We start from the raw sequence: 24,119 nt of genomic DNA on the forward strand, positions 1-24,119 counted from the left end.
GTTGATTTGCCTATTCGTCAACAGAACTAGCCCGGGCGGGAACAGCCCGGCATTTCGTCTACTGCGCGGCTCGGTCGCAGGGCGGACGGCGGCGGCGCTCAGCCCGTCGCGCCGAACCCGACCGCGATGCAGTTGATCGACAGCAGCAGCGCCGACTTGGTCTCGTCGCGCTTGAACTCGTCGGTCTCGGCGCGGAACCGGCGCAGCAGTTCGACCTGCTCGCGGCTGACCTGGTTGATGACCGGCAGACGCTCGTTCAGCCGCTCTCGGAAGGCCGGATAACGGAACGCGATCTCGCCGCCGCCGCTGACGCGCAGCACCATCTCGCAGGTGAGCGCATATTCGGCCTCGATCATCCGGAAGATCTCCTCCCGGATCGCCTCGTTCGGCACCAGCTTGGAGTATTCCCGGGCGATCGACAGGTCGACCATGCGGAGCGTCTTCTCGACCTCGTCGAGGATCAGACGGAACAGCTTGGACCGCTCGAACATGCGGTGCAGCAGCGCCTCGCCGGTCTCGCCGCGGACCTCGATGAAGCTCTTGAGCGCCGAGCCGATGCCGTACCAGCCGGTGATGATGTGCCGGTTCTGCGCCCAGGCGAACACCCAGGGGATCGCGCGGAGATCGGACAGCGTGCGCGCGCCGAACCGGCGGGCGGGACGCGATCCGATGTTGAGCAGCGCGAGCTCGTCGAGCGGGCTCGCATTCTGGAAATACTCCACCAGCCCGGGGTGGTTGATCAGCTGCGTATAGACCGCGCGCGAGGCGCCCGAGAGCGCCTCCATGGCGTCGTCGAACTCGTGCCGCCCGGCGTCGACCTCCTTGGCCGAGTTCAGCACATGGTCCATCACCGACGCGGCGGTGAGCTCCATCTGGAACGCCGCGGTGCCGCGGTTCGAGTATTTGAACGAGACCACCTCGCCCTGGTCCGTGACCCGGTACTGCCGGCGGATGGAGCCGGGCGGCTGCGCCGCGATCGCGCGCGCCGTCGGCGCGCCGCCGCGGGAGACCGAGCCGCCGCGGCCGTGGAAGAAGGCGATCGGCACGCCGGCCTGCTCGCCGACCTCGGTCAGCTTGGCCTGCGCCTTGTAGAGCTCCCAGTTGGAGGCGAAGTAGCCGCCGTCCTTGTTGGAGTCAGAGTAGCCGATCATCACCTCGTGGAAGCCGCCCTGCCAGCGCACCGACCGGCGTACGAGCGGGATCGCGAGCAGTTCCTTCATGATCGCGGGCGCCGCGCGCAGATCCTCGATGGTCTCGAACAGCGGCACGATCGGCAGCTGGCAGATCTCGACCCCTGGGCTGTCGAGATAGATCCGGGCCTCCTTGGCCAGCAGATAGGCGCCGAGGACGTCGTTGACCGACCGCGTCATGGACAGGATGAAGGCGCCGACCGCCTCGCGGTCGAGCTCCGCGCGCATCTCGCCTACGAGCGCGAAGGTCGCGAGCGTCTCGCGCGCCTCCTCCGAGAGCTTGAGCGGGCGCGGCGTGGTGCGCGGCTTCGAAAGCTCAGCGGTCAGCCAGGCCCGCCACTCGCTGGAGTCGACGTCCGGCGCTTCCTCGACGGGCGCGCCCTCGACCGACGACCAGATCTCCTGCAGCGTTTTGGTGGTGCGCGTCGAGTTCTCGCGCAAGTCGAGATGGACGGTCGAGAACCGGAAGATCTCGACCATGCGCCGCACCGGCCGCACCTGGTGGATCGCGAGCGAACGGCAGTCGGCGTCGATCAGCCCCTGCTCGAGGGCCTTGAGGTCGTTGATGAGTTCGTCGGCGTCCTTGTAGGACGGCGCCGGCGCGGCGGTCGGCTCTTCCTTGTTGCGCTCGATTGTGGCGTCGAGCTTGCGCAGCACGCAGCTCAGGAACTGCCGGAAGTGCTCGCCGGGATTGCGCGCCGCGATCGCTTCGCCGTCGCCGCTGGCGTCGAGGCGCTCCTTCAGCTCCTTGCGGAAGGAGATCGGCGTCAGCAGCGCCCGCTCGGTGATCGACAGCCATTTGGCGAGATCGTTCAGCCGCGCGCGGTAGCGCCTCATGCTGGCGCGGGCGTTGCGCTTCAGCGTGGTGCGGGTCTCGGCCGAGGTGACGAACGGGTTGCCGTCGCGGTCGCCGCCGACCCAGGAGCCGAACTGGAAGAAGGGCGGCATCTCGAACTGCTCGTCCGGATAGTACTCGGCGAGCGAGGATTCCAGCGAGTCCAGCAGCTCCGGCAGCGTCTCGAACAGCGACTCGTCGAAGAAGTGGAGGACCCATGAGACCTCACGGACGACGGTCGCCTTCTCGAGCTGGAGTTCGCCGGTCAGCCAGATCAGCTCGATCTGGTCCCGGAGATCCGCCATCAGGGCGTTGCGCTCGCGCTCTGTCCAGCGCGGCAGCTCGAGCTCGCGCAGCAGCAGATAGACCTTGCGCAGCTTCTCCAGCACCGTGACGCGCTTGCTCTCCGTCGGATGCGCCGTGAGCGTCGGCCGGATGCGGAGGTTCTTGAGCATCTCGTGGATCTCGGCCGGCTTCACGCCGGCCGCCGCCGCATGCGCCAGCACGTTCGAGAACGTGCCCTTGATCTCGGCGCGGCCCTGATTGCGCTCGACATGACGGCGCCGGCGCATCGCGGTGTTCTCTTCCACGATCGACAGCAGGCGGAACCATATGCCCTGAAGCTGCAGCGCCCGGCCCATCCGCTCCGGCGTGAGCCGGGAGATGTCCGCCTCTCCTTTCAGCACGGGCTCCAGCTCCGGCTGATGGCGGCGGCAGATCTCGAGAAGCGCGTGGAACAGGATTTCGGTCGCCGCGTCCGGCGAGGTGCCGGTGATCGCAGGCGGGGCGAAGGGCGCGTCGGGCGGGAACGCCGCAAGCTGGGAGATGGGTGCCATCACGATGTCCATTTCGTCATGCGCCTGCGCGCTTCCCTGCCGGAGGCGGATGACCGCCGGACGGCTTAAGCCGTCCGGAAGAATGAGCGAAACTCAGGCGGCCTTCCTGGTCTTCGCCAGGACTTCTGCAACGGTCGTGCCGAACGAGCCGGGATCGGGCGCGACCGTCAGTCCATAGGACTTCATGATCTCCGCCTTCTCGGCCGCGCTGTCCCCGGTCGCCGAGATGATCGCGCCCGCATGGCCCATGCGGCGGCCCTTCGGGGCCGTCAGGCCGGCGACGAAGCCGATCACCGGCTTGGAGAAGTTCTCCTTGATCCAGGCCGAGGCCTCGGCCTCCTGCGGACCGCCGATCTCGCCGATCATCAGCACCGCCTCGGTCTCCGGGTCCTGTTCGAACAGCGCGAGATGATCGAGGAAGGAGGAGCCGTTGATCGGGTCGCCGCCAATGCCGACCGAGGTCGAGATGCCGATGCCGAGCGCCTTCATCTGGCTCGCGGCCTCGTAGCCGAGCGTGCCGGAGCGGGAGATCACCCCGACCTTGCCCTGCAGGTAGATGTGGCCGGGCATGATGCCGAGCATGGCCTTGCCGGGCGAGATGATGCCGGCGCAGTTCGGCCCCACCACCATCGTCCGCTTCTCCTTCGGATAGCGGAACAGGTAGCGCTTCACCCGCATCATGTCCTGCGCCGGGATGCCGTCGGTGATCGAGCAGACCAGCTTCAGGCCCGCGTCGGCCGCCTCCATGATGGCGTCGGCCGCGAACGGCGGCGCCACGAAGGTGATCGAGGTGGTCGCCCCGGTCGCGCGCACGGCGTCCTTGACGGTGTTGAAAACCGGCAGGCCGAGATGCGTCTTGCCGCCCTTGCCCGGCGTGACGCCGCCGACGACGTTGGAGCCGTACTCCAGCATCTCCTTGGCGTGGAACGTGCCCTTATCGCCCGTGATGCCCTGGACGATGATTGGCGTCTTCTCGTCGATCAGGATGCTCATCGTGTCCTCCCTCTCGCTCAGGCCGCGCTCTGGACGCTGTGACAGGCGTCGACGGCCTTCTTCGCCGCCTCCGCAAGCGTGTCGGCGGCGATCAGGTCGAGCCCCGAATCTTCGAGGATCTTCTTGCCGGCCTCGACATTCGTGCCCGCCAGCCTGACGATCAGCGGCACCTCGATCTTCACCTCCTTGGCGGCCTGGATGACGCCCTGCGCGACCCAGTCGCAACGGTTGATGCCGGCGAAGATGTTCACCAGGATCGCCTTCACGTTCTTGTCCGACAGGACCAGCCGGAAGGCGGTGGCGACACGGTCGGGGCTGGCGCCGCCGCCGACGTCGAGAAAGTTCGCAGGCTCCCCGCCGGCGTGCTTGATCATGTCCATCGTGGCCATGGCGAGGCCAGCGCCGTTCACGATGCAGCCGATCTCACCTTCCAGCCCGATGTAGTTCAGGTTGTGCTCGGCCGCCTGCGCCTCGCGGGGGTCGCTCTGCGACGGGTCGTGCATGTCCGCGACGCCGTGGCGGCGGAAGAGCGCGTTGTCGTCGAACGACATCTTGGCGTCGAGCGCGAGCACCCGGTCGTCCGGCGTCACGACCAGGGGGTTGATCTCCAGCATGGTGCCGTCGGTGTCGCGGAACGCCCGGTACGCGTTCATGATCACCTTCACGGCCGCCGACACCTGCCTGATGTTGAGGCCCAGCCGGAAGGCGATCTCGCGCGCCTCGAACTGCTGAAGGCCGACCGCGGGCTCGACCACGACCTGGATCAGCGAGTCCGGGTCCTTCTGCGCGATCTCCTCGACTTCCATGCCGCCATTCGCCGAGGCGATGACGCGCACCCGCTCGGCCTTCCGGTCGAGCACGTAGCCGAGATAGAGCTCGCGCTCGAACGGGTCGGCGACCTCGACATAGACCCGCTGGACCGGCTTGCCCTCGGGGCCGGTCTGGCTCGTCACCATCCGCTTGCCCAGCATCGACTGGGCGGCGTCACGAACTTCGTTATAGGTCCGGCAGAGCTTCACCCCGCCCGCCTTGCCGCGCGCGCCGGCGTGGATCTGCGCCTTCACCGCCCAATGAGAGCCGCCGAGCTCGGTCGCGGCGTAGACGGCCTGGTCGGGGCTGAACGCCACGGCTCCCTTGGGGACCGCAACGCCGAAGCTCGCGAGCAACTCTTTGGCCTGATACTCGTGAACGTCCATGGCAGCCTCCTCATCCGTCGTTGGCGCGGCGGGCTTGTTGTGGTTCAGCCCAGCTTGTTCTTGACGACCTCGTAAGTCTTTTCGGTCATGGCGCGCGCGTCGCGGAGCAGCGCCTCGAGCTCGTTCAGCCGGCCTTCCGCGAATTCGCGGTCCTTGATGGAGCGCGCATTGACGCGGACGTTGAGCGCCGCGCTGGTGAGGCCCGCATAAGCGGCCTGGACGGCGACGCCGGCGTCGCTGACGACGTTGACGTTACCCTTCTCGGCCGCGATCTCGGCGAGCCGGATCACCTGATCGCACAGGCGCACGCATTCGAGCGGCACGTCCGTGGCGGCTTTCAGAGCCGCCTGGATCTTCTCGCTGCGCGCCGCCTTCTCCTCGTCCGTCGCGCGCGGCAGCCCATAAGCCGCCATCACGGAGTCGAACGCCACCACGTCATCAGCGACCGCGTCGGTGAGCTTGGCGCGCAGCGCTTCGGACTCGGCCAGGACGCGCTTCAGCTCGCCCTCGACCTCGGCGTATTTCGGCTTGCCGATGGTCAGGTTGCAGACCATCGACACCAGCGCCGCGCCCATCGCGCCGGAGAGGCCGGCGGCGCCGCCGCCGCCGGGGGTGGGCTGCTCGCTCGCCAGCTCGTCGAGGAAGGCGCCGAGCGCCTGCTCCTTCGCCATCACGCCATTTCCTTGGCGAGGGCGTAGATTTCCTCCGCATCGAAGGACTGGTCGGCCGCCTCGAAAAGCTTGCCGATCAGCGTGCGGTGCAGCTTGAGCTTCAGGCCGCCAAGGCCGAGCGCTCCCAGCGCGAGCTTGCCGTGCCGCTCCTTCGCCTTGTCCATCGCATCGATGCCGCCGATGCCGAGCGGCGGCTGGGCGTTGTAGTCCACCACGATCTCGATCGAGCTCTCGGACTTCCACACGTCCTCGGCGAGCAGCTCGAGGCCGATCGCGCCGGCGGAAAACACCATGTTCGCGCCGGCGACCGCCTTGGCGCGGTCGCCGGCCGTCTTGGCCTCTACGGCCTCAACCTTGACGCCAAAGCGCTTCTCGATGTTGTCGGCCGCCTTCTGGGCCTTGTCGAGCGCGCGCCCGACGATCGCGACCGTCGCGCCCTCCTTGCCGAGCATGGCGGCGGAGCGCATCCCCACCGGACCGGTGCCGGCGAGGATCACCGCCCTCTTGCCTTTCACGTCGCCGCCGAGCGCCTTCACCGCAAGCGCCACCCCGGCCGCAGCCGTCGTGTTCGAGCCGTTGGAGTCGAGCATGGTCGAGACGCGGAACGGGCCGAAGAAGCGCTTCTGCACGGCGTCGTAGACCGCCTCGCCGGCCGCCATGTCGCCGCCGCCGACAAAGATTGCGGTCGACTTCTTCTCGGAGCCGCCGCGCGTGTAGATCGTGCCGTCGACATAGGCGCCGACGTTCTCGACCGTCACGCCGCCATAGCCCGCGATGTGGTCCGCGCCGCCGTCATAGCCGACGACCGTATCGAAGACGCTCGGCGCAGGGTCGGTGTCGAATTGGAAAAGCAGCTTCTTTGTCATGTTTTTCCCTGTCGCCCGCGCTCGGGCTGTTTTCTTGACCGCCCTCGAGGAGGGCGCGGTCCGATGCCGCCTGGTCCTGGGCCGCCCGCATCGGCGGCCGCCCGGAGCGGAAGCGTCGGCGATCGCCGTCCGGTCGGAATTTGACGTCGGAGAGCCCGGCCGTTCGGGCCGAGGCTCTCCTTGCGCTCAGTATTCGGGACGCCGCCCCGCCTTCCGCCTCACTCCACGACGTTGGACGGCTTGCCGGCGACGAAGTTCTCGACATTGTCGATGAGCTGATCGGCGAGGATCTGCATCGCCTCCTTGGAGGCCCATGCGACATGCGGGGTGACGATCAGGTTCGGCAGGTCCGCCTCGCACAGGATGTTGCCGTTCTTCGGCGGCTCCTGAGCCACGACGTCGAACCCCGCGCCGCCGATCTCGCCCGACTTCAGCGCCTCGAGCAGCGCCGCCTCGTCGACCAGCCCGCCGCGCGCCGTGTTGATGAGAAGCGCGTGCTTCTTCATCTTCTTGAACTGCTCGGCGCCGAACATGTTCTTCGTGTCCGGGGTCAGCGGCACGTGGATCGTGATGGCGTCGGATTGCGTCAGAACGGTCTCGAAATCCACCAGGCCTTCCTGCGGGAAGACGTCGTAGGGCAGGACCTTCATGCCGAGCGCCTCGGCGCGCTTGCCGATCGACTTGCCGAGCGCGCCATAGCCGATGATGCCGAGCGTCGAACCGGCGATGTCGTAGATCGGGTAGTCGAAGTAGCAGAACTGGCTCGACTTGTTCCAATCGCCGCGCTTCACCGACTGCGCGTAGGGCACGATCGAGCGCCGCAGCGCGAACAGCAGCGCGATGACATGCTCGGGGACGGTGTTGAACGCGTAGCCGCGGATGTTGGAGATCGTGATCCCCTGCGCCTTGGCCTGCGCCTTGTCGATGACGTCCGTGCCGGTCGCCGCGACCGCGATCAGCTTCAGGTTGGGAAGCTGCTTCAGGACGTCGGCGCGCATCGGCACCTTGTTGATGATCGCGATGTCGGCGTCTTTCAGCCGCTCGACGATCTCATCCGGCGTCCAGGTCGACTCGTATTCCTTGTAGTCGTGCGGGAAGTTCGGCGCGCGAACGTTGGCGTCGAGACTTTCGCGGTCGAGAAAGACGATCTTGTGCGTCATGGAGACCCCCATTTCGCGGCTTGGCGGAGGGCGTCGTCCGCTGGCCGCTTGAGAAAGACGGCATATCGCGCGCGGCCCGGACGGGACAGGCCTTTCGGCCCGGCCCGCCGGATCGCGATCCGGATTACGCCGCCTTGGGGGTGGCTTCCTGCTTCTCGATCGGGTTCTGGCGGAGATACTGCTGCGCAGCCGCGACGCCCGAGCCGGCTTCGATCTTCACGCCGTTGTCGAGCATGGACATCTCCGCGCCCGCGATCGCGCCGAGCAGCATGAGCTCGTTGAGATCGCCGATATGGCCGATACGGAACACCTTGCCGGCGACCTTGGAAAGGCCGGCGCCGAGCGCGAGGTTGTAGCGGTTGTAAGCGTGCGAGATGATTTTCGCCGCGTCGACGCCCTCAGGCGCCAGGATCGCGCTGACGGTGTCCGAGTACCAGCGCGGGCTCTTGGCGCAGAGCTTGAGGCCCCACGCGTCAACCGCCTTGCGGGTCGCCTCGCCGAGCACGTGATGGCGATGGAAGACGTTGTCGAGACCTTCCTCGAACAGGCAGGCGAGCGCCTCCTTGAGGCCGTAGAGCAGCGGCAGGGCCGGCGTGTACGGGAAATAGCCCGCCGGGTTCTGCTTCATGTGGTCGTCGAAGTCGAAATAGACCTTGTTGAGCTTGGCGTTCTTGCGGACGTTCAGCGCCTTCTGGCTGACGCACACGAAGCCGAGGCCGGCCGGCAGCATCAGGCCCTTCTGGGAGCCGGAGACGGCGCAGTCGACGCCCCACTCGTCGAAGCGGAAGTCGATCGAGCCGAGGCCCGAGACCGAGTCGACCAGCAGCAGCGCCGGATGGCCGGCGGCGTCCATCGCCTTGCGGATGGCGCCGATGTTCGAGGTCACGCCGGTGGCGGTCTCGTTATGGACCACCATCACGGCCTTGATCTCGTGCGCCTTGTCGGCGCGCAGGGCCTCCTCGATCTTCTCCTCGTGGGCGCCCGTGCCCCACTCCTCCTCCTGGACCTCGACGTCGAGGCCGAGGCGCTGGGCCATGTCGATCCAGAGGTGGGAGAACTGGCCGAAGCGCGCGGTCAGCACCTTGTCGCCGGGAGCAAGGGTGTTGGTGAGCGCCGCTTCCCAGCCGCCCGTGCCGGAAGACGGGAAGATGAAGACCTGGCCGTCCTTGGTCTTGAAGACCTTCTTCATGCCCTCGAACAGCGGCAGCGTCAGCTCGGGAAACGCCGGCGAGCGGTGGTCCTCCATCGACACGACCATCGAACGCAGGACGCGGTCGGGCAGGTTGGTCGGGCCGGGGACGAACAGGAAGTTACGACCAGGGCGTCTCGCCATTGTTTCCTCCAAAGCGCTTCTTGGCGGCGGAAAATACACGGGGGGTTGCATTTGACTATGCGACAGCCAGTCACGTTCGCATAGCATTACGTCGAACAGGACAACAGTTCTTCAGCTTCAGAGAAACTACTATCCCTCGTTCAGAAGAAGTTTGGTCGCCCTAGTGGATCGGACGATAGGCCGCTTCGATCAGCTCCCGGCGCAAATCTTCGGCGGCGGACGCTGGACTGCATCCTTACCGTGAAAGAGCGACGGATGTGAGATGAACGGGCACTATGCCCCGGCCGTCGCGCGGTTTCGAGGTCGACCTTAGGAGAACCGCCCGGCGCAATGTCGGCCGGCACGCCTTGGCGCGCTCCGGAGCCGACAGCCCGAGAGGGCGCAGGAATCGCCCATCACCGCGCCGCCGGCGCCGGTTCGAAGGGACGGATCGCGTTCATCAGCGCGCCGTAGGGCGCGAGCAACGCGGCTGCGGCCGCGACCTTCACGAGGAAATCGAAGGCGGCGAGATTGACCCAGAGCGGCGCGGCCACGGCGCCGCCGAGCAGCGCCGTCGGCGCCGACATGTCGGCGACCCCCGCAAAAGCGAGCGTGAAGAACAGGACGGTGTCGAGGCCCGAACCTGCGAGGCTCGCAAGCAGCGGCGCCCGCCACCATGTCTGGCGGCGCAGCCGGGCGAACACGCTGACGTCCAGCAACTGCCCGACCAGGAAGGCCGTCGCGGAGGCGACGGCGATCCGCGGCGTCGCGAGCCAGATCGACAGCGCGGCCGCGATCGCGAACCCGCAATAGACCACGCGGCGCGCGCCGGCCGGCCCAAAGCGACGGTTGGTGAGATCAGTGACCAGGAAGGCGACCGGATAGGCGAAGGCGCCCCAGGTCAGCTTGTCCGCCAGGCCGAACGCCGTCACCGGATGCTGAACGAGGATGTTCGAAGCGACGACGACGAGCGTCATCGCCGCGACCGCAGGCGCCAGGTCCCGCATGATCGTTCCGGCCGGGGCGAAAGCCCGGCCGCGCCGCGGCGTCAGGAAGCCGCCTGCTCGACCGGCTGCTCGCCGGCCTTGGCGATCTTGCGCTTCAGCTCGCGCGCGCCCTGGCTGAGCTGGATGTCCGCCGCCTTGGCGAGGAAAGCGTCGAGGCCGCCGCGGTGCTCGACCGAACGCAGCGCATGGGCCGACACCTTGAGCCGGACGGAGCGACCGAGCGCTTCCGACAGCAGCGAGACCTGCAGCAGGTTCGGCCGGAAGGTGCGCTTGGTCTTGTGGTTCGAGTGGCTGACCTTGTGGCCCGACAGCACGGCCTTGCCAGTGAGTTCGCAACGCCGCGACATGGGCTATGCTCCTGCAACGATCAAAGGCCCGCGCGAAGGCTTCGGACGCGAGGTCCGGGCTGCGCCGCGAGCCTGGAAAAGGAGGCGCTGCTATAGACGCGGCCGCCCGAGGCGTCAAGGATCGGAAAGCGAGCGGACGAATCACGCGCGACCGATATGGCTGCTGACCCAATTTGGCGCCGGGCCTCACAAATATCGGAATTCTGCTTAAGTTCGGCAGCGGACAGACGTTCTCCAGGATGGGCGCGTCGCCGATGGGCCTCGCGCGCCGGCGCACTGAGATTCTCTTTCATGAAAACCACCTTCGTGGCCGCAAGGCGGCCCCTATCGAGCGTCGCCCTTGGTCTCGCGCTTTCCGCGCTGACCGCGGCCGGCCCTCTTCTGGCGGAGACCTCGGCGGCCGCGGCCGAGACGCGGATCCGCGCGCGCTACGCTATGACGCTCGCGGGGTTCGACATCGGAACCGCCACCATGCAGGCGGGGGTGGACCGCTCCTCCTATGACATGAACCTCAGCGTGCGCATGACCGGCCTGGTGAAGTTCTTCACCGGTGGCAGGGGCGCTGCGACCTCCCGAGGCGGCGTCGAAGACAGCCGCGTCACGCCGAGCGCCTATGCGCTGAACACGCGCAGCAACAACAAGGGCCAGATCATCCGCTTCGCGCTGGCCGGCGGCGCAGTGCGCCAGATGTCGGTCGATCCGCCCCCGAAGACCAAGGATACGGTGCCGGTGACGGACGCCGACAAGCACGGGATCGTGGATCCGCTGAGCGCGCTCGTGATGCCTGTCGCGGGATCGGGCGATCTGCTGGCGCCCAGCTCATGCGACCGCACGCTGCCTGTGTTCGACGGCAGGCAACGTTTCGACGTGGCGTTGCGTTACGACCGCACCGAAACCGCCGCAGCCGACCCCGACGTCAAGGGTTCGTATGACGGCAAGCTGATCGTCTGCAAGGCTAGCTACAAGGCGATCTCCGGCCACAAGCCCGGCCGTTCGCAGGTCGCGTTCATGGAGAACAACAAGGACATGGAGGTGTGGCTCGCGCCGGTCGCCGGCACCCGCACCCTGCTGCCATGGAAGATCTCCGTGCGGACCCAACTCGGCACCGCCGTGATCACCGCGACCTCCTTCGTCGTCGACGGGCAGACCCGAGCCGCAGGCGCGAAGGGGACCAACCTCTGATCCGCCCGGCTGGAGCGTTCCCGCCGCGCGGCGCTGTGAGGAACGCGTCTCAAGACCTTGGAACGAATCGGGAATCGGCGTCGGAGGGCCGATTCGACCGTGCTTCGTTCCGGTCACGTTCTTGTTTCGCCGGCGTTTCGCGGCCTCGGCTGCTCCGGACGACCGGTTAAAGGGTTCTGAATGACCGATCCTGCGACGCTCGCTCCCGCGCCGGCGTCAGAAATCCTTGCGCCGGCGCGAGGCCGCGGCGTCACCGCGGTTCTCGGACCGACGAACACGGGCAAGACCCACCTCGCGATCGAGCGGATGGCGGCGCACGGTTCCGGCCTGATCGGCCTGCCGCTGCGGCTGCTGGCGCGCGAGGTCTACGGCCGGCTCGCCGAGAAGGTCGGGCCCGACAAGGTGGCGCTCGTCACCGGCGAGGAGAAGATCAAGCCGCTCGGCGCGCGGTTCTGGGTCTCGACGGTCGAGGCGATGCCGCGCGACCTCGACGTCGACTTCGTGGCCCTGGACGAGATCCAGCTCTGCGCGGACTTCGACCGCGGACACGTCTTCACCGACCGGCTGCTCAATCTGCGCGGCCGCTACGAGACCCTCCTGCTGGGCGCCGCCACGATGCGTCCGCTGGTCGAGAAGCTGCTGCCGGGCGCCAACGTCATCGGCCGGCCGCGGCTGTCGCAGCTCACCTTCGCGGGCGAGCGCAAGCTCACGCGCCTGCCGCCGCGCAGCGCCATCGTGGCGTTCTCGGCCGAGGAGGTCTACGCGATCGCGGAGCTGATCCGGCGGCAGCGCGGCGGCGCAGCGGTCGTGCTGGGCTCTCTGTCGCCGCGCACCCGCAACGCTCAGGTGGCGATGTACCAGGCCGGCGACGTCGATTACCTCGTCGCCACAGACGCGATCGGGATGGGGCTCAATCTCGACGTCGATCACGTCGCCTTCGCGGGCGACCGCAAGTTCGACGGCCACCAATTCCGCCGGCTGAACCCCGCCGAGATGGCCCAGATCGCAGGGCGCGCGGGGCGCCATCTACGGGATGGCAGTTTCGGAACGACCGGCCGCTGCCCGGGCTTCGAGCCCGAACTCGCCGAGAAACTTGAGAGCCACAGCTTCGAGAGCGTCAAGGTTCTGCAGTGGCGCAACGCCCGGCTGGACCTGCGCAGCGTCGACGACCTGATCGACAGCCTCTCGCGCCCGCCGGCGGAGCCCGGCCTGACACGCGCGCCGGACGCCGACGACCTGCGCGCGCTCATGAGCCTTGCGCGCGATCCCGAGACCCGCAGGGCTGCGCGCGGCGAGGCGCAGGTCCGGCTGCTCTGGGACGTCTGCCAGGTGCCGGACTACCGCAAGATCGCGCCGGCGCAGCACACGGAACTTCTCGCGGACCTCTATGGTTTTCTGGCCCGGCCGGGTAAGGTCCCGACCGACTGGTTCGCGCGGCATGTCTCACAGACCGATCGCGCAGACGGGGACATCGACACTCTTTCGGCACGGATCGCCCATGTCCGCACATGGACCTTCGTCGCCAATCGCGCGGATTGGCTGGACGATCCGGACCATTGGCAGGGCGTGACCCGCGCCGTCGAGGACAGGCTCTCCGACGCTCTTCACGAACGGCTTGCTCAACGTTTCGTCGACCGACGCACCAGCGTTCTCATGCGCCGCCTGAGGGAAAAGGACATGCTCGAGGCCGAGATCAACAAGGACGGCGACGTGCTGGTCGAAGGCCACCATGTGGGGCGCCTCGCCGGGTTTCAGTTCGCTCCCGACAGCTCCGCCGAGGGCGTGGAGGGCAAGGCGCTGCGTGCGGCGGCCTCCAAGGCGCTCGCAGGCGAGATCGAAGCGCGCGCCGCGCGGTTCGCGAACGCCGCCGACGGCGACATCGTGCTCGCGGCCGACGGCGCGGTGCGCTGGCTCGGCGAACTGGTCGGCCGCCTCGTCAAGGGCGAGAAGACCCTGCAGCCGCGCATCCGCACCCTCGCCGACGAGCAGCTCACCGGCGCCGCCCGCGAGCAGGTCGATAAGCGTCTCGACCTGTGGATCCGCAGCCACGTGCAGAAGCTGCTGGGGCCGCTCACTGCGATCGAGTCCGCGGAAGACGTCACGGGCGTCGCGCGCGGCGTGGCCTATCAGCTGGTGGAGGAGCTCGGCGTCCTGGACCGGGCCCGCGTTTCGGAAGACCTCAAGAGCCTCGACCAGACGGCGCGCGCCGCGCTGCGCCGGCATGGCGTCAGGTTCGGCGCGCACCACGTCTATATGCCGGCGCTGATGAAGCCCGCGCCGCGGGCGCTCGCGGCTCAGCTCTGGAGCCTCTCGCACAGCGCCGCGACCGACGCGCGGGTCGATGACGTCGCGCATCTCGCCTCCGCGGGCCGCACCACGATCCCGGTCGATCCCGCGATCGAGAAGGGGCTCTACCGCGCGCTCGGCTACCGGGTCTGCGGCCAGCGCGCCATCCGGGTCGACATTCTCGAACGGCTCGCCGACCTGATCCGCCCAGCGATAGCCTGGAAGCCGGGCCAGCCCGGGACCCCGCCTGCGGGCGCCGCGGACGGCAACGGCTTCACGGTGACGGTCGCGATGACCTCGCTCGCCGGATGCTCCGGCGAGGATTTCGCCGAGATTCTCCGCTCGCTCGGCTACCGCATGGAGCGCAAGCCGAAACCGCAGACGCCGCCCTCGCCCGCCGTGACGGCCCAGGCCGATGCGCAGGAGCCGGATGAGGCAGGGACCACGGTCGACGTCGCCGAGACGGTCGAGACCTCGGCGCCGGACGTCGGCGAGCCGGATCTTTCGATCGAGGGCGCGGCTGGCGAGGCGAGCCTGGATGCGGAAGCGGAAGACGCGGCGGACACCGAGGCGGCCGAGCCCGCCCAGGAGGCGGCGGCCGAGGACCAGCCCGTGTTCGACGCCGCAGAGGACGCGCCTTCGATCGTGGACGCCGCGGAATCCGACGAAATCGCGCCTGAGGCCGAGGACGCCTTCGACGACGATCAGGCTGTCCTCGTCCCGCTCGACGCAGAGAGCGCCCAGGCTTCCGCCGAGGACGCCGCCGAAACGGCGGCCGATCTTGCGCCGGAGCCGGTCGCCGAGGACGCGGTCGCAGCCGAGCCGGAGATGATCGAGGTCTGGCGGCCGGCCGGCCACGGGCGGCGCGAGCGGCCGGCCCGGGGTCGGGAGCCGCGGGCGCAGGGTCGGGCCGAGCCCGGCGAGCGCGCGCCGCATCGCGGCCGCGAGGCCCAGCCGCGCCGCGATGAGCGCGCCGGATCAGGCGGTCCCGAGCGGCAGCGCTTCGGGGGCAACCGGGACAAGGCCGGCAAGGGCGATCCCGCGCGCCAGCGCCGGGACGGCGGTCGTCCGGATCGCCCGCGGTCGGAGCGGCACGACGATCGCGGACGGCGCAGCGGCGGCGGAGCGGTCGCGACCGCGGCGCCGGCCCGCCGGCCCGAACGCGCTCCGGATCCGGACTCGCCCTTCGCCAAACTGGCTGCGCTCAAGGCTCAGCTCGAGCGTGGGCCGCGCGGCAAGGATCGCGACGGCGACAAGGACGCCTGACGCTTGGCGGCGGAGCCGGAAGCCGCCGCGCGCACGCGCATCGACGTCTGGCTGTGGCGGGCCAGGCTGACCAAGACGCGGGCGCTCGCGGCGCGCCTCGCCCAATCCGGTCACGTGCGGATCAACGGCCAGCGCGTCGTCTCCGCGGGGCGGTCCGTGAAATCGGGCGACGTGCTCACCGTGGCGCTCGAACGGACCGTGCGCGTACTCCGGGTCGCCGAGCTCGGCGAGCGCCGTGGACCCGCGGCGGAAGCGCGCACCCTGTATGACGACCTGTCCCCGGAGCCGCCTCCGCGGGCGGGATTCGGCGGTGAACCCTCGGATCCGGCGGGCTCCGCCGAGGACGACGACGGCTAGCTTCACATCGGGGCCAAGCGGCTCCGCGTGCCCAACTCTTGCGCAGCTTCCGCGGCTTCGCTACGTCGTCTGCGAGCAAGGAGACGCCGATGACCTACGTGGTCACCGATAACTGCATTCGCTGCAAGTACATGGATTGCGTGGAGGTCTGTCCGGTGGACTGCTTCTACGAGGGCGAGAACATGCTCGTCATCCATCCGGACGAGTGCATCGATTGCGGCGTCTGCGAACCCGAATGCCCGGCCGAGGCGATCAAGCCTGACACCGAGCCCGGACTGGAATCGTGGGTCAAGCTTAACGGCGACTATGCGCGAAGCTGGCCGAACGTGACCATCAAGCGCGACCCGCCCGCCGACGCGAAGGAATTCGACGGCGTCGGGGGCAAGCTCGAGAAGTACTTCTCGCCGGAGCCCGGCCAAGGCGACTGAGACGCGCTCATGAGCGCGAGGCGCGGGGCCGCACTGTTGCCCGCGTGCGTCTACTTCATTGATTTTAGCGCTCGTTCGTGTTACATTGCGGACCAGTCAAACGAGCGCGCCACGTCGCCAGCCAAGGCGAACTTTCCGGCAATCAGAAGACTTAGGCTGACCAGGCGTTCGTAACGTCTGTGGCCGCGCGAGGTCGTTTTTCTGACAGAGGCGGAGCGTCGCCGGCCTGGCCGCGGACGGTCGCTTTCGAACGCGTTGGCGGGCGCTCGCCCGACCAAGTGAGGCGCTGGCGCGGCGCGTCGGCACGTGACGGAGTGCGAAGCAGCATGACCACCAAGAAGACGTCGCAGAGTCGGCATGGCTTCAAGCCGTTGGAGCATGTGGTGTACCCGTCCCACGGCGTCGGCCAGATCGTAGCGATCGAGGAACAGGTCATTGCTGGTCACACGCTCGAGCTGTTCGTCATCAGCTTCGAGAAGGACAAGATGACTCTGCGCGTTCCTGTGGCGAAGGTCGCCTCTGCGGGCATGCGCAAGCTTTCCGACGACCATCTCGTCGCCAAGGCTCTCGAGACGCTGACCGGCCGCGCTCGCGTCAAGAAGACGATGTGGAGCCGTCGCGCTCAGGAATACGAGGCGAAGATCAACTCCGGCGACCTGATCGCCATCGCCGAGGTCGTGCGCGACCTGTTCCGCGCCGACACCCAGCCCGAGCAGTCCTACAGCGAGCGCCAACTTTACGAGTCCGCGCTCGACCGGATGATGCGCGAGGTCGCGGCGGTTCAGAAGCTGGCCGACGTCGAGGCTCAGAAGCTGATCGAGTCGCAACTCGCCAAGGGGCCGCGCCGTTCACGCGCCGACGAGGCGGAGGCCGAAGCTCAGGACGAGGCGGCCTGACCGTTCCCAGCAATTCAATCTCAAAAGGCCCGGCTCGCGCCGGGCCTTTTTCGTTAGAGCTCTTGACTTTTTCGCTGGCGGCCCGGCCGCGGCGGACAAGGGGCACCGGGGGAAATTCACGAAACCGTGAACGCCTAATCCCAAACCGGGCTCGTCCATTTCTCCAGGTGAGGCGTTTCAGCTCCGGAAGCCGTCGCTAACGACGGTCGCATGGGGAGTGTCGGGATGTCCCAAATGGCCGGTGTTCGTCGCCGTTTCGTCCGAGCCGCCATGGAGGCGCCGTTTCTGGAGCGTGGTGAAGAGCACGATCTCGCCGTCCTCTGGAAGGATGAAGGCGACGAGCAGGCGCTGCACCGCCTGGCGGCCGCCCATATGCGGCTCGTGATAGCGATCGCGGCCCGCTTCCGGCATTACGGACTTCCGATGCCCGATCTCATCCAGGAGGGCCATGTCGGCCTTCTCGAAGCCGCCGCCCGCTTCGAGCCGGAGCGTGAGGTGCGGTTCTCGACCTACGCGACGTGGTGGATCCGCGCGGCCATTCAGGATCACATCCTGCGCAACTGGTCGATCGTGCGCGGCGGCACCAGCTCGGCGCAGAAGGCGCTGTTCTTCAACCTGCGTCGGTTGCGCGCCCGTCTCGGCAAGAACGGCGAGACGATGGTTCCGGGAGCGCTCCACAGCAAGATCGCCGAGGCAGTTGGCGTTTCCGCCCAGGATGTCGCGCTGATGGACTCGCGGCTGTCCGGCCCCGACATGTCGCTCAACGCGCCGATGATCGACAGCGACCCGAACTCGTCCTCCGAGCGGATGGACTTCCTGGTCGACACGGCGCCGCTGCCGGACGAGACCGTCGGCGAGAGCATCGACACCGAGCGCCGGGTGACCTGGCTGAGAGGCGCGCTCGACGTCCTCAACGAGCGCGAGCTCAAGATCGTGCGCGCCCGCCGGCTCGCCGAAAACGCCGTCACGCTTGAGGCGCTCGGCGAGAGGCTGGGCATTTCGAAAGAACGCGTCCGGCAGATCGAGAACCGCGCGCTTGAAAAGCTGCGCCGCGCGCTGGTCGAGCGCCACCCGATGGGCGCGGCCGAGGTTCGCGTCTGAAGGGCCAAAACTTCACGGACGAAAAAGGGCGGAGCAGTGCTCCGCCCTTTTTCGTGGTCGCTCCGCAATGAGCGGCAGCCTTGGAAGGATGAGCGGCCGCCGTCCTTCAGACGGTCGGCGGGCCGCCGCCTTATTGGTCGGCGGGCTTGGCCGACGCCGCGGCGGCGCTGCTCCAGGCCGCGAAGGCGTCGTTGAACGCCTGAGTTCCGGGCGTTCCCTTCTCGAGCGTCAGCACCGCGCGGCGGCCGTTGTCGTAGAGAATGGGAATGTCCAGCCAGCCCCGGTCGCGAAGCAGCTGCTCATTGACCGAGCGCTCGGTCTCGAGATTCGAAAGGCCGATGAGGAAGAAGCCGTTGGTGACGCGGACCGAAAGGCCGGACACCGCGGCGCCCCGGGCCGACTCGTCCGCCTTCATCAGCACGCCCGGAACGTTGGTGATGCCGGCATTCGGGAAGTCGTCAGGCAGCTTGAACTGCAGCTCGATGGTATGGCTCGCCGGAAGGGTCGCATCCATGTTGCGCCGGATGATGATGGTCGCCCGCACCTTGCGGCCGGGAATGTCGACGTCGCCCCGGATGGCGGTCTCGAGCGGCTGGTTCTGACCGCCGCTGACCGACTCGGTGCGCCAAACGACCGTGCCCGGCACGGCTTCGCCCGACTGCTGGTTGGGCCCTTCCTCATAGAGGGTGGCGCGCTGCGCCACGAGCGGTCCGGCCGGAGCGGCTTCGGACGGCGCCGCCGCGGGAGCCGACTCCTGAGCCGCGGGAGCGGCCGGGGCAGCGGCCTCGGGCTGCTGGGCCGGCGGCGGCTCCTGCGCCGCCTGCCGCTCGGGCTCGGCGGGCGCGGCCGCATCTTCCTGCGGCAGCCGATCGTCCGCCTTCTGCTGCGCCTCGGCCGTCTTGTTTTCAGGCTCGGACTTCGGAGCGGCGGCCTCGGTGGCCGGCTGCGATCCGCCGCCGAACAGCGCCGCAATCTGCGACCGGCCAGCGAAAAGGCCTCCGATCACGATGATCGCGGCGAGCGCGAGCGCGCCCGCCACGACGCGCGACCGCCCGCCGCGGTCGCTCCGGGCGGTCTCGCCAGCGACGCGGACGATCGGACGCCCGTCGGCGCGCTTTGCGGGACGCGAGGGCGCAGGAGCGGGCCGCGGCGATTGCCCCGCCGCCGTGCCGGACGGAGCCATCTGTTCGTTCGCGGCAGCCGGAGCGGACTTGGCCGGAGCGGGCTTGGCCGGGGCGGGCTTGGCGGGAGCAGCCTGCGGGGTGCTGGGCTTGCCGGCAGCGGGTGCTGGCCGCGGCTCCGAAGTCTGCCGGGGCGCCGCTGACTGCGTGGGTTGTGCTGACGCGGCGCCGGCGGCGCCGGCCTCGACCTTCCGGATCGCCTCTTCGAGCTGCATGCGCTCGCGCGCGATGTCTTCCTCGGAGAGCGGCGGGTCGATGGCCCGCAACTGCCGCACGATCGCGCCGCGCGCGCGCTCATAGACAGCGCGGCGCGCCTCGCCGGTGTTGTTCTCGAGCCCCGCGACGGCGCGGGACAGAACTGGAAAATAGTCGGCCATAGCCTCGACATACGTCAGCGGCCGGCCCGCGTCGATGGCGCGAAAGACACGCCGGCCTAAGGTTTTCTCAGTCTTCGAACGGGTCGGCGACCAGTATCGTGTCGGCTCTTTCGGGCGAGGTGGAGACCAGCGCGATCGGGCAGCCGATCAGCTCCTCCACGCGCCGTACATATTTGATCGCCTGCGCCGGAAGCTGCGCCCAGGAACGCGCGCCTGCCGTCGTGCCCTGCCAGCCCTCGATGGTCTCGTAGATCGGTTCAATGCGCGCCTGGGCGCCCTGGCTCGCCGGCAGACGGTGGATCTCCGCCCCATCGAGCCGATAGCCGACGCAGACCTTGATCTCGTCGAGCCCGTCCAGAACGTCGAGCTTGGTCAGCGCGATGCCGGAAATCCCCGAGATCCGGGCGGTCTGCCTGAGCGCCACGGCGTCGAGCCAGCCGCAGCGGCGCGGCCGGCCGGTCACGGTTCCGAATTCATGCCCGCGCTCGCCCAGCCTGCGGCCGATCTCGTCGGTCAGCTCCGTCGGGAACGGCCCCTCGCCCACCCTGGTCGTGTAGGCCTTGGCGATGCCCAGCACATAACCGATCGCCCCAGGCCCGACGCCGGCGCCGGTGGCCGCCTGGCCGGCTACGGTGTTCGAAGAGGTGACGAACGGATAGGTGCCGTGGTCGACGTCGAGTAGCGCGCCCTGCGCGCCCTCGAACAGGATGCGGTCGCCGGCGCGTCGGCGCTCGTCGAGGATCTCCCAGGTGGCGTCCACATAGGGCAGCACCTTGGGGGCCGCGGAGGCGAGCTCCTCATAGATCGCCTCGACGGTGAACTCGGGCAGGCCGAAGCCGCGCCTAAGCGCGTTGTGATGGGCGAGCAGGCGCTCGATCTTGGGCCTCAGCGTCGGCAGGTTGGCGAGGTCCCGCAGCCGGATGGCGCGCCGGCCGACCTTGTCCTCATAGGCCGGCCCGATGCCCCGCTTGGTGGTGCCGATGCGGGTGCCTTCGTTCGCACCCTCGCGCAGCGCGTCGAGCTCGCGATGCAGCGACAGGATCAGCGTGGCGTTGTCGGCGACCTTCAGGTTCTCCGGCGTGAGCCTCACGCCCTGCTCGCGCAGGCGTTCGATTTCGGTCGCGAGCGCATGCGGGTCGACCACCACGCCATTGCCGATCACCGAGAGCTTCCCGGGCCGCACCACGCCCGAGGGCAGCAGGCTGAGCTTATAGGTGACGCCGTCGATGACGAGGGTGTGGCCGGCGTTGTGCCCCCCTTGGAAACGCACGACGACTTCCGCCTTTTCGGACAGCCAGTCGACGATCTTGCCCTTGCCTTCGTCGCCCCACTGGGCGCCGACCACGACGACGTTCGCCATTACGAGAAGTCCTTCCGCGTCCAGTCCCGGACGAAAAAAGACCCTGGCTCGGGAGAGCCAGGGTCCTCCCGCGGTTTGCTAGAGGATCGCGGCCTCAGAGGCAAGGCGCGCGGGCGCCCGAACATCCGCCGCCCGCGATCCGTTGTTCCCCCCAGAGCCAGAAACGCGAGGGAGATCCGATGAGCTACGGCCGCTTCGCAGCGATGATCGCCACATCCACCGTCGTGATGTTCGGGCTGATGTACCTGAACACTTATGCACTCGACCACGTCTTCTTCAGCCAGACCCGCGCCTGGATGGCGCTGCTCATGGGCGGAGCGATGGCGATCGTCATGCTCGGCTTCATGTGGTCGATGTACCCGAATGCGCGGGCGAACGCGGCCATTCTGGCCGCCGCCGCCGTGGCCTTCGGCGCCGGGCTCTGGCTGGTCCGAAGCCAGGAGACGGTCGGCGACGTGGCCTACATGAAGGCGATGATCCCGCACCACTCGATCGCGATCATGACCAGCGAGCGCGCGCACATCCGGGATCCCCGCGTCCGCCTCTTGGCCGACCGGATCATCGAGGCCCAGCTGCGGGAGATCGGCGAGATGAAGGGCCTCGTCGCCGATCTCGAGCGCACGCCGCCGCCCGATAGCGCTCGGGACCTCCCGTCCTACCGCGACCGCGGCGCCGCTCCGCCGCCGCCGGAGCAGAGCGGCGGCAAGCCGAACGGCTGAAGCCCAACAAAAAAGCCGCGCGGCTCGCGCCGCGCGGCTTCATCGTTTCAGTCGACGCCGATCAGGCGTGCATGCCGGCTTCGATCGCCGCGACGTTCTTGCGGACCGCAGCCTGGACCTTCTCGAAGGCCCGGACCTCGATTTGCCGCACGCGCTCGCGGCTGACGCCGAACTCGCCCGAGAGCTCCTCGAGCGTCAGCGGATCGTCGGCGAGGCGACGCGCCTCGAAGATCCGCCGCTCGCGGTCGTTCAGCACCTTGAGCGCGCCCGACAGCGCCGTTCGGCGATTGTCGAGCTCCTGGCTCTCGGCGAGCCTCGCCTCCTGGCTGTCACTGTCGTCGACGAGCCAGTCCTGCCACTCGGACGAACCCTCGTCCTCGCGCAGAGGCGCGTTCAGCGAAGCGTCGCCGCCGAGGCGGCGGTTCATGTCGACCACGTCGGTCTCGGTCACGCCGAGCTTGGTGGCGATCTGCTTCACCTGCTCCGGCCTGAGGTCGCCCTCGTCGAGCGCGGAGATCTGGCTCTTGGCCTTGCGCAGGTTAAAGAACAGCTTCTTCTGGTTCGCCGTGGTGCCCATCTTCACAAGCGACCAGGAGCGCAGGATGTACTCTTGGATCGACGCCCGGATCCACCACATCGCATAGGTGGCCAGCCGGAAACCCTTTTCGGGCTCGAAGCGCTTGACCGCCTGCATCAGGCCGACATTGCCCTCGGACACGACCTCGCCGATCGGCAAGCCGTAGCCGCGATAGCCCATGGCGATCTTGGCGACGAGCCGCAGATGACTGGTCACGAGCTGATGGGCCGCGTCACGGTCGCCATGCTCGCGCCACCGCTTGGCGAGCATGTACTCCTGCTGCGGCTCGAGCATCGGAAACTTGCGGATCTCGTCGAGATAGCGGCTGAGGCCGCCGTCGCTGACGAGTATTGGGAGTGCTGCTGAAGCCATATGCGCCTCCTGGATCAAGGCCCCCGCTCCTGCGGCGAGCCCGGCTCGCGACCGCTTCCTAGCCGGTCGCGCAGTTCTTATAACGCATTTCGCACGCGCAATGCGCTTCGTTACACATCACGCTGCCGTGCAGAATTGCATGCCTCGCTCGCGCAGGGCGGCGAGGCGCGTGCACGGCTAGAAGTCGATCAAGCCGCTTGTGTTCCGAGCTTTTTCGCCAAGTCCTGGAAATCCGGAGGCGGCGGGCTCAAGAACTCCAACGTCTCCCGCGTTGCGGGATGGACGAAGCCGAGTTCGGCGGCGTGCAGCGCCTGCCGGCCCAATCTGAGAAGCGCAGCCCTCGCGGGCTCGCTCAAACGTGAAGACTTGGAGCGGTGTCCGGCCCCGTAGACGTCGTCCCCCAGCAGCGGGTGACCGACGGACGCCATGTGCACGCGAATCTGATGGGTGCGACCGGTCTCCAGGCGGCACTCGAGGAGCGCGGCGTCGGCCGCCGGGAAGCGCTCAAGCGTCTGCCAGTGCGTGATCGCCTCGCGGCCGTCCGACCGCACCGCGATCTTTTCCCGGTTCCTCGCGCTGCGTCCGAGCGGAGCGTCGACCGTGCCGCGCGGCCGCGTCGGAACTCCCCACACAAGCGCCAGATAGGCGCGTCGCAGCGGGCCGGTGCGGCCGTGGTCGGCGAACTGGGCGCTGAGAAACCGATGCGCGACGTCGTTCTTGGCGACCACAAGCAGGCCGCTGGTGTCCTTGTCGAGCCGGTGCACGATGCCCGGTCGCGCGACGCCGCCGACGCCCGAGAGGCTCGCGCCGCAATGCGCGATCAGCGCGTTCACCAGCGTGCCGTCGGCGTGACCGGCCGCCGGATGGACGACGAGGCCGGCGGGCTTGTCGATGACGATCAGATGCTCGTCCTCGTAGACCACCGACAGCGGGATGTCCTGGCCGACGGGCTCGGCTGGCTCGGGCGGCGGAAGCGTGACCACGATCTCGCCCGCGTTGACCCGTCCAGCCGGGTCCTCTAGCGTCCGGCCGCCCGAGCGCACCGCGCCCTGGCGCATGAGGGCCTGCAGCCGCGCACGGGAAAATTCCGGCAGTCGCGCTGCCAGAAATCGGTCGAGCCGCTCCCCGACGTCCCCGCTCTCCGCCACGACCACGCGGAGACGATCAGGATCGGCGGCGGCTTCGGAGGACGGTACGGACATGACGGCGCAGATCGGCTCCCAAGGGCCGTCGCTCAACGAGATAGCGGACGACGACGATCCGCGGATTCAGCGCGTCTACCGCCGCCTGCGGATGCTGACGCTGATCGGCGCCCTCACCATGGGCGTCGGTTTCCTGTCGGTCATGTCGGTGATCGCCTATCGGCTCGTCAAGTCCAGCGCGCACGCGGCGGGACCCGTGGCCCGCACCCTCTCCATCCCTGCGGGCGCGAAAGTGGTCTCGACCGCCGTCGACGGCGGACGGATCGTGGTCACGACCGAAGCCGAAGGCCGCACCACGATCCATGTTCTGGATCCCGGCTCCCTGACCGAAACCGGCCGGCTGGAGATCGCCCCCGGAGGCCCCTCCTCGCCTCCGATCCGCTAGGCCGCGGAATTTTGGCC

The 24,119-nt window shown here is 68.4% G+C and carries 21 protein-coding genes; 8 read left to right on the plus strand and 13 right to left on the minus strand.

All coding sequences use genetic code 11. The features are described from left to right. Positions 1-98: 98 nt before the first annotated feature. The 9 genes from VM780_RS00710 to rpmB all read right to left on the minus strand — a co-directional run bounded on the left by VM780_RS00710 (position 99) and on the right by rpmB (position 10,413). Positions 99-2,861, minus strand: coding sequence for a phosphoenolpyruvate carboxylase (locus VM780_RS00710; protein WP_325444075.1), 2,763 nt, complete (start codon positions 2,859-2,861; stop codon positions 99-101). A gap of 93 nt (positions 2,862-2,954) precedes the next feature. Then, entirely contained in the window at positions 2,955-3,854 is a 900-nt protein-coding gene (gene sucD, locus VM780_RS00715) for a succinate--CoA ligase subunit alpha (RefSeq protein ID WP_325444076.1), read from the minus strand. 17 nt (positions 3,855-3,871) lie between these two features. Next, complete coding sequence (locus VM780_RS00720) at positions 3,872-5,050, minus strand: malate--CoA ligase subunit beta (RefSeq protein WP_325444078.1); 1,179 nt, start codon at positions 5,048-5,050, stop codon at positions 3,872-3,874. A 44-nt stretch (positions 5,051-5,094) separates the two neighbouring features. Continuing rightward, on the minus strand, positions 5,095-5,721 hold the full coding sequence (fchA, locus tag VM780_RS00725) for a methenyltetrahydrofolate cyclohydrolase (RefSeq protein WP_325444080.1): 627 nt from the start codon (positions 5,719-5,721) through the stop codon (positions 5,095-5,097). Then, positions 5,721-6,587, minus strand: coding sequence for an NADP-dependent methylenetetrahydromethanopterin/methylenetetrahydrofolate dehydrogenase (locus VM780_RS00730; RefSeq protein WP_325444082.1), 867 nt, complete (start codon positions 6,585-6,587; stop codon positions 5,721-5,723). The genes fchA and VM780_RS00730 overlap by 1 nt, the downstream gene beginning before the upstream one ends. A 218-nt stretch (positions 6,588-6,805) precedes the next feature. Then, on the minus strand, positions 6,806-7,747 hold the full coding sequence (locus VM780_RS00735; RefSeq protein ID WP_325444084.1) for a D-2-hydroxyacid dehydrogenase: 942 nt from the start codon (positions 7,745-7,747) through the stop codon (positions 6,806-6,808). A gap of 124 nt (positions 7,748-7,871) precedes the next feature. Further along, positions 7,872-9,080, minus strand: a complete 1,209-nt coding sequence (locus VM780_RS00740; RefSeq protein ID WP_325444086.1) for an aminotransferase class V-fold PLP-dependent enzyme — start codon at positions 9,078-9,080, stop codon at positions 7,872-7,874. Between the two features lie 395 nt (positions 9,081-9,475). After that, a complete protein-coding gene (locus tag VM780_RS00745) occupies positions 9,476-10,066 on the minus strand; it encodes a queuosine precursor transporter (RefSeq protein ID WP_325444088.1) in 591 nt (196 codons plus the stop codon). A gap of 41 nt (positions 10,067-10,107) precedes the next feature. Beyond that, positions 10,108-10,413: a 50S ribosomal protein L28 gene (gene rpmB, locus VM780_RS00750; protein ID WP_325444090.1), complete on the minus strand. Its 306-nt coding sequence runs from the start codon at positions 10,411-10,413 to the stop codon at positions 10,108-10,110. Positions 10,414-10,704: 291 nt separating this feature from the next. Between rpmB and VM780_RS00755 the strand changes: the two genes are divergently transcribed. The 6 genes from VM780_RS00755 (at position 10,705) to VM780_RS00780 (ending at position 17,929) form a co-directional block, all read left to right on the plus strand. After that, positions 10,705-11,595 (plus strand): DUF3108 domain-containing protein, encoded by an 891-nt coding sequence (locus tag VM780_RS00755; RefSeq protein ID WP_325444092.1) that lies wholly within the window; start codon positions 10,705-10,707, stop codon positions 11,593-11,595. A 180-nt stretch (positions 11,596-11,775) separates the two neighbouring features. Beyond that, a complete protein-coding gene (locus VM780_RS00760; RefSeq protein WP_325444094.1) occupies positions 11,776-15,147 on the plus strand; it encodes a helicase-related protein in 3,372 nt (1,123 codons plus the stop codon). Between the two features lie 3 nt (positions 15,148-15,150). Continuing rightward, positions 15,151-15,504, plus strand: a complete 354-nt coding sequence (locus VM780_RS00765) for an RNA-binding S4 domain-containing protein (protein ID WP_325444096.1) — start codon at positions 15,151-15,153, stop codon at positions 15,502-15,504. An 89-nt stretch (positions 15,505-15,593) separates the two neighbouring features. Further along, positions 15,594-15,932, plus strand: a complete 339-nt coding sequence (gene fdxA, locus VM780_RS00770; RefSeq protein WP_325444098.1) for a ferredoxin FdxA — start codon at positions 15,594-15,596, stop codon at positions 15,930-15,932. Between the two features lie 326 nt (positions 15,933-16,258). Continuing rightward, positions 16,259-16,828, plus strand: a complete 570-nt coding sequence (locus VM780_RS00775) for a CarD family transcriptional regulator (protein WP_325444100.1) — start codon at positions 16,259-16,261, stop codon at positions 16,826-16,828. 225 nt (positions 16,829-17,053) lie between these two features. Then, positions 17,054-17,929, plus strand: coding sequence for an RNA polymerase factor sigma-32 (locus tag VM780_RS00780; RefSeq protein WP_325444102.1), 876 nt, complete (start codon positions 17,054-17,056; stop codon positions 17,927-17,929). Positions 17,930-18,059: 130 nt separating this feature from the next. Here the strand turns inward: VM780_RS00780 and VM780_RS00785 are convergent, their stop codons facing one another. Together VM780_RS00785 and VM780_RS00790 are read right to left on the minus strand one after the other, a co-directional pair. Beyond that, positions 18,060-19,487, minus strand: a complete 1,428-nt coding sequence (locus VM780_RS00785) for a hypothetical protein (RefSeq protein WP_325444104.1) — start codon at positions 19,485-19,487, stop codon at positions 18,060-18,062. Between the two features lie 67 nt (positions 19,488-19,554). After that, positions 19,555-20,847, minus strand: coding sequence for an adenylosuccinate synthase (locus VM780_RS00790; protein WP_325444106.1), 1,293 nt, complete (start codon positions 20,845-20,847; stop codon positions 19,555-19,557). Between the two features lie 179 nt (positions 20,848-21,026). Here VM780_RS00790 and VM780_RS00795 point away from each other — a divergent pair, with 179 nt between their 5' ends. Continuing rightward, complete coding sequence (locus VM780_RS00795) at positions 21,027-21,566, plus strand: DUF305 domain-containing protein (protein ID WP_325444108.1); 540 nt, start codon at positions 21,027-21,029, stop codon at positions 21,564-21,566. 61 nt (positions 21,567-21,627) lie between these two features. Here the strand turns inward: VM780_RS00795 and rpoH are convergent, their stop codons facing one another. Continuing rightward, complete coding sequence (gene rpoH / locus VM780_RS00800; RefSeq protein ID WP_325444110.1) at positions 21,628-22,515, minus strand: RNA polymerase sigma factor RpoH; 888 nt, start codon at positions 22,513-22,515, stop codon at positions 21,628-21,630. Positions 22,516-22,703: 188 nt separating this feature from the next. Further along, the gene (locus tag VM780_RS00805; RefSeq protein WP_325444112.1) at positions 22,704-23,717 is read right to left on the minus strand and encodes an RluA family pseudouridine synthase; all 1,014 of its coding nucleotides are present in this window, start codon (positions 23,715-23,717) and stop codon (positions 22,704-22,706) included. On the opposite strand from VM780_RS00805, the gene VM780_RS00810 reads away from it, so the two are divergent. Next, the gene (locus VM780_RS00810) at positions 23,716-24,102 is read left to right on the plus strand and encodes a DUF6476 family protein (RefSeq protein ID WP_325444114.1); all 387 of its coding nucleotides are present in this window, start codon (positions 23,716-23,718) and stop codon (positions 24,100-24,102) included. The two genes, VM780_RS00805 and VM780_RS00810, sit on opposite strands and share 2 nt — an antisense overlap. The last annotated feature ends 17 nt before the right edge of the window (positions 24,103-24,119 follow it).

This window comes from Hansschlegelia sp., from assembly GCF_035538955.1.
Taxonomy (GTDB): domain Bacteria; phylum Pseudomonadota; class Alphaproteobacteria; order Rhizobiales; family Methylopilaceae; genus Methylopila.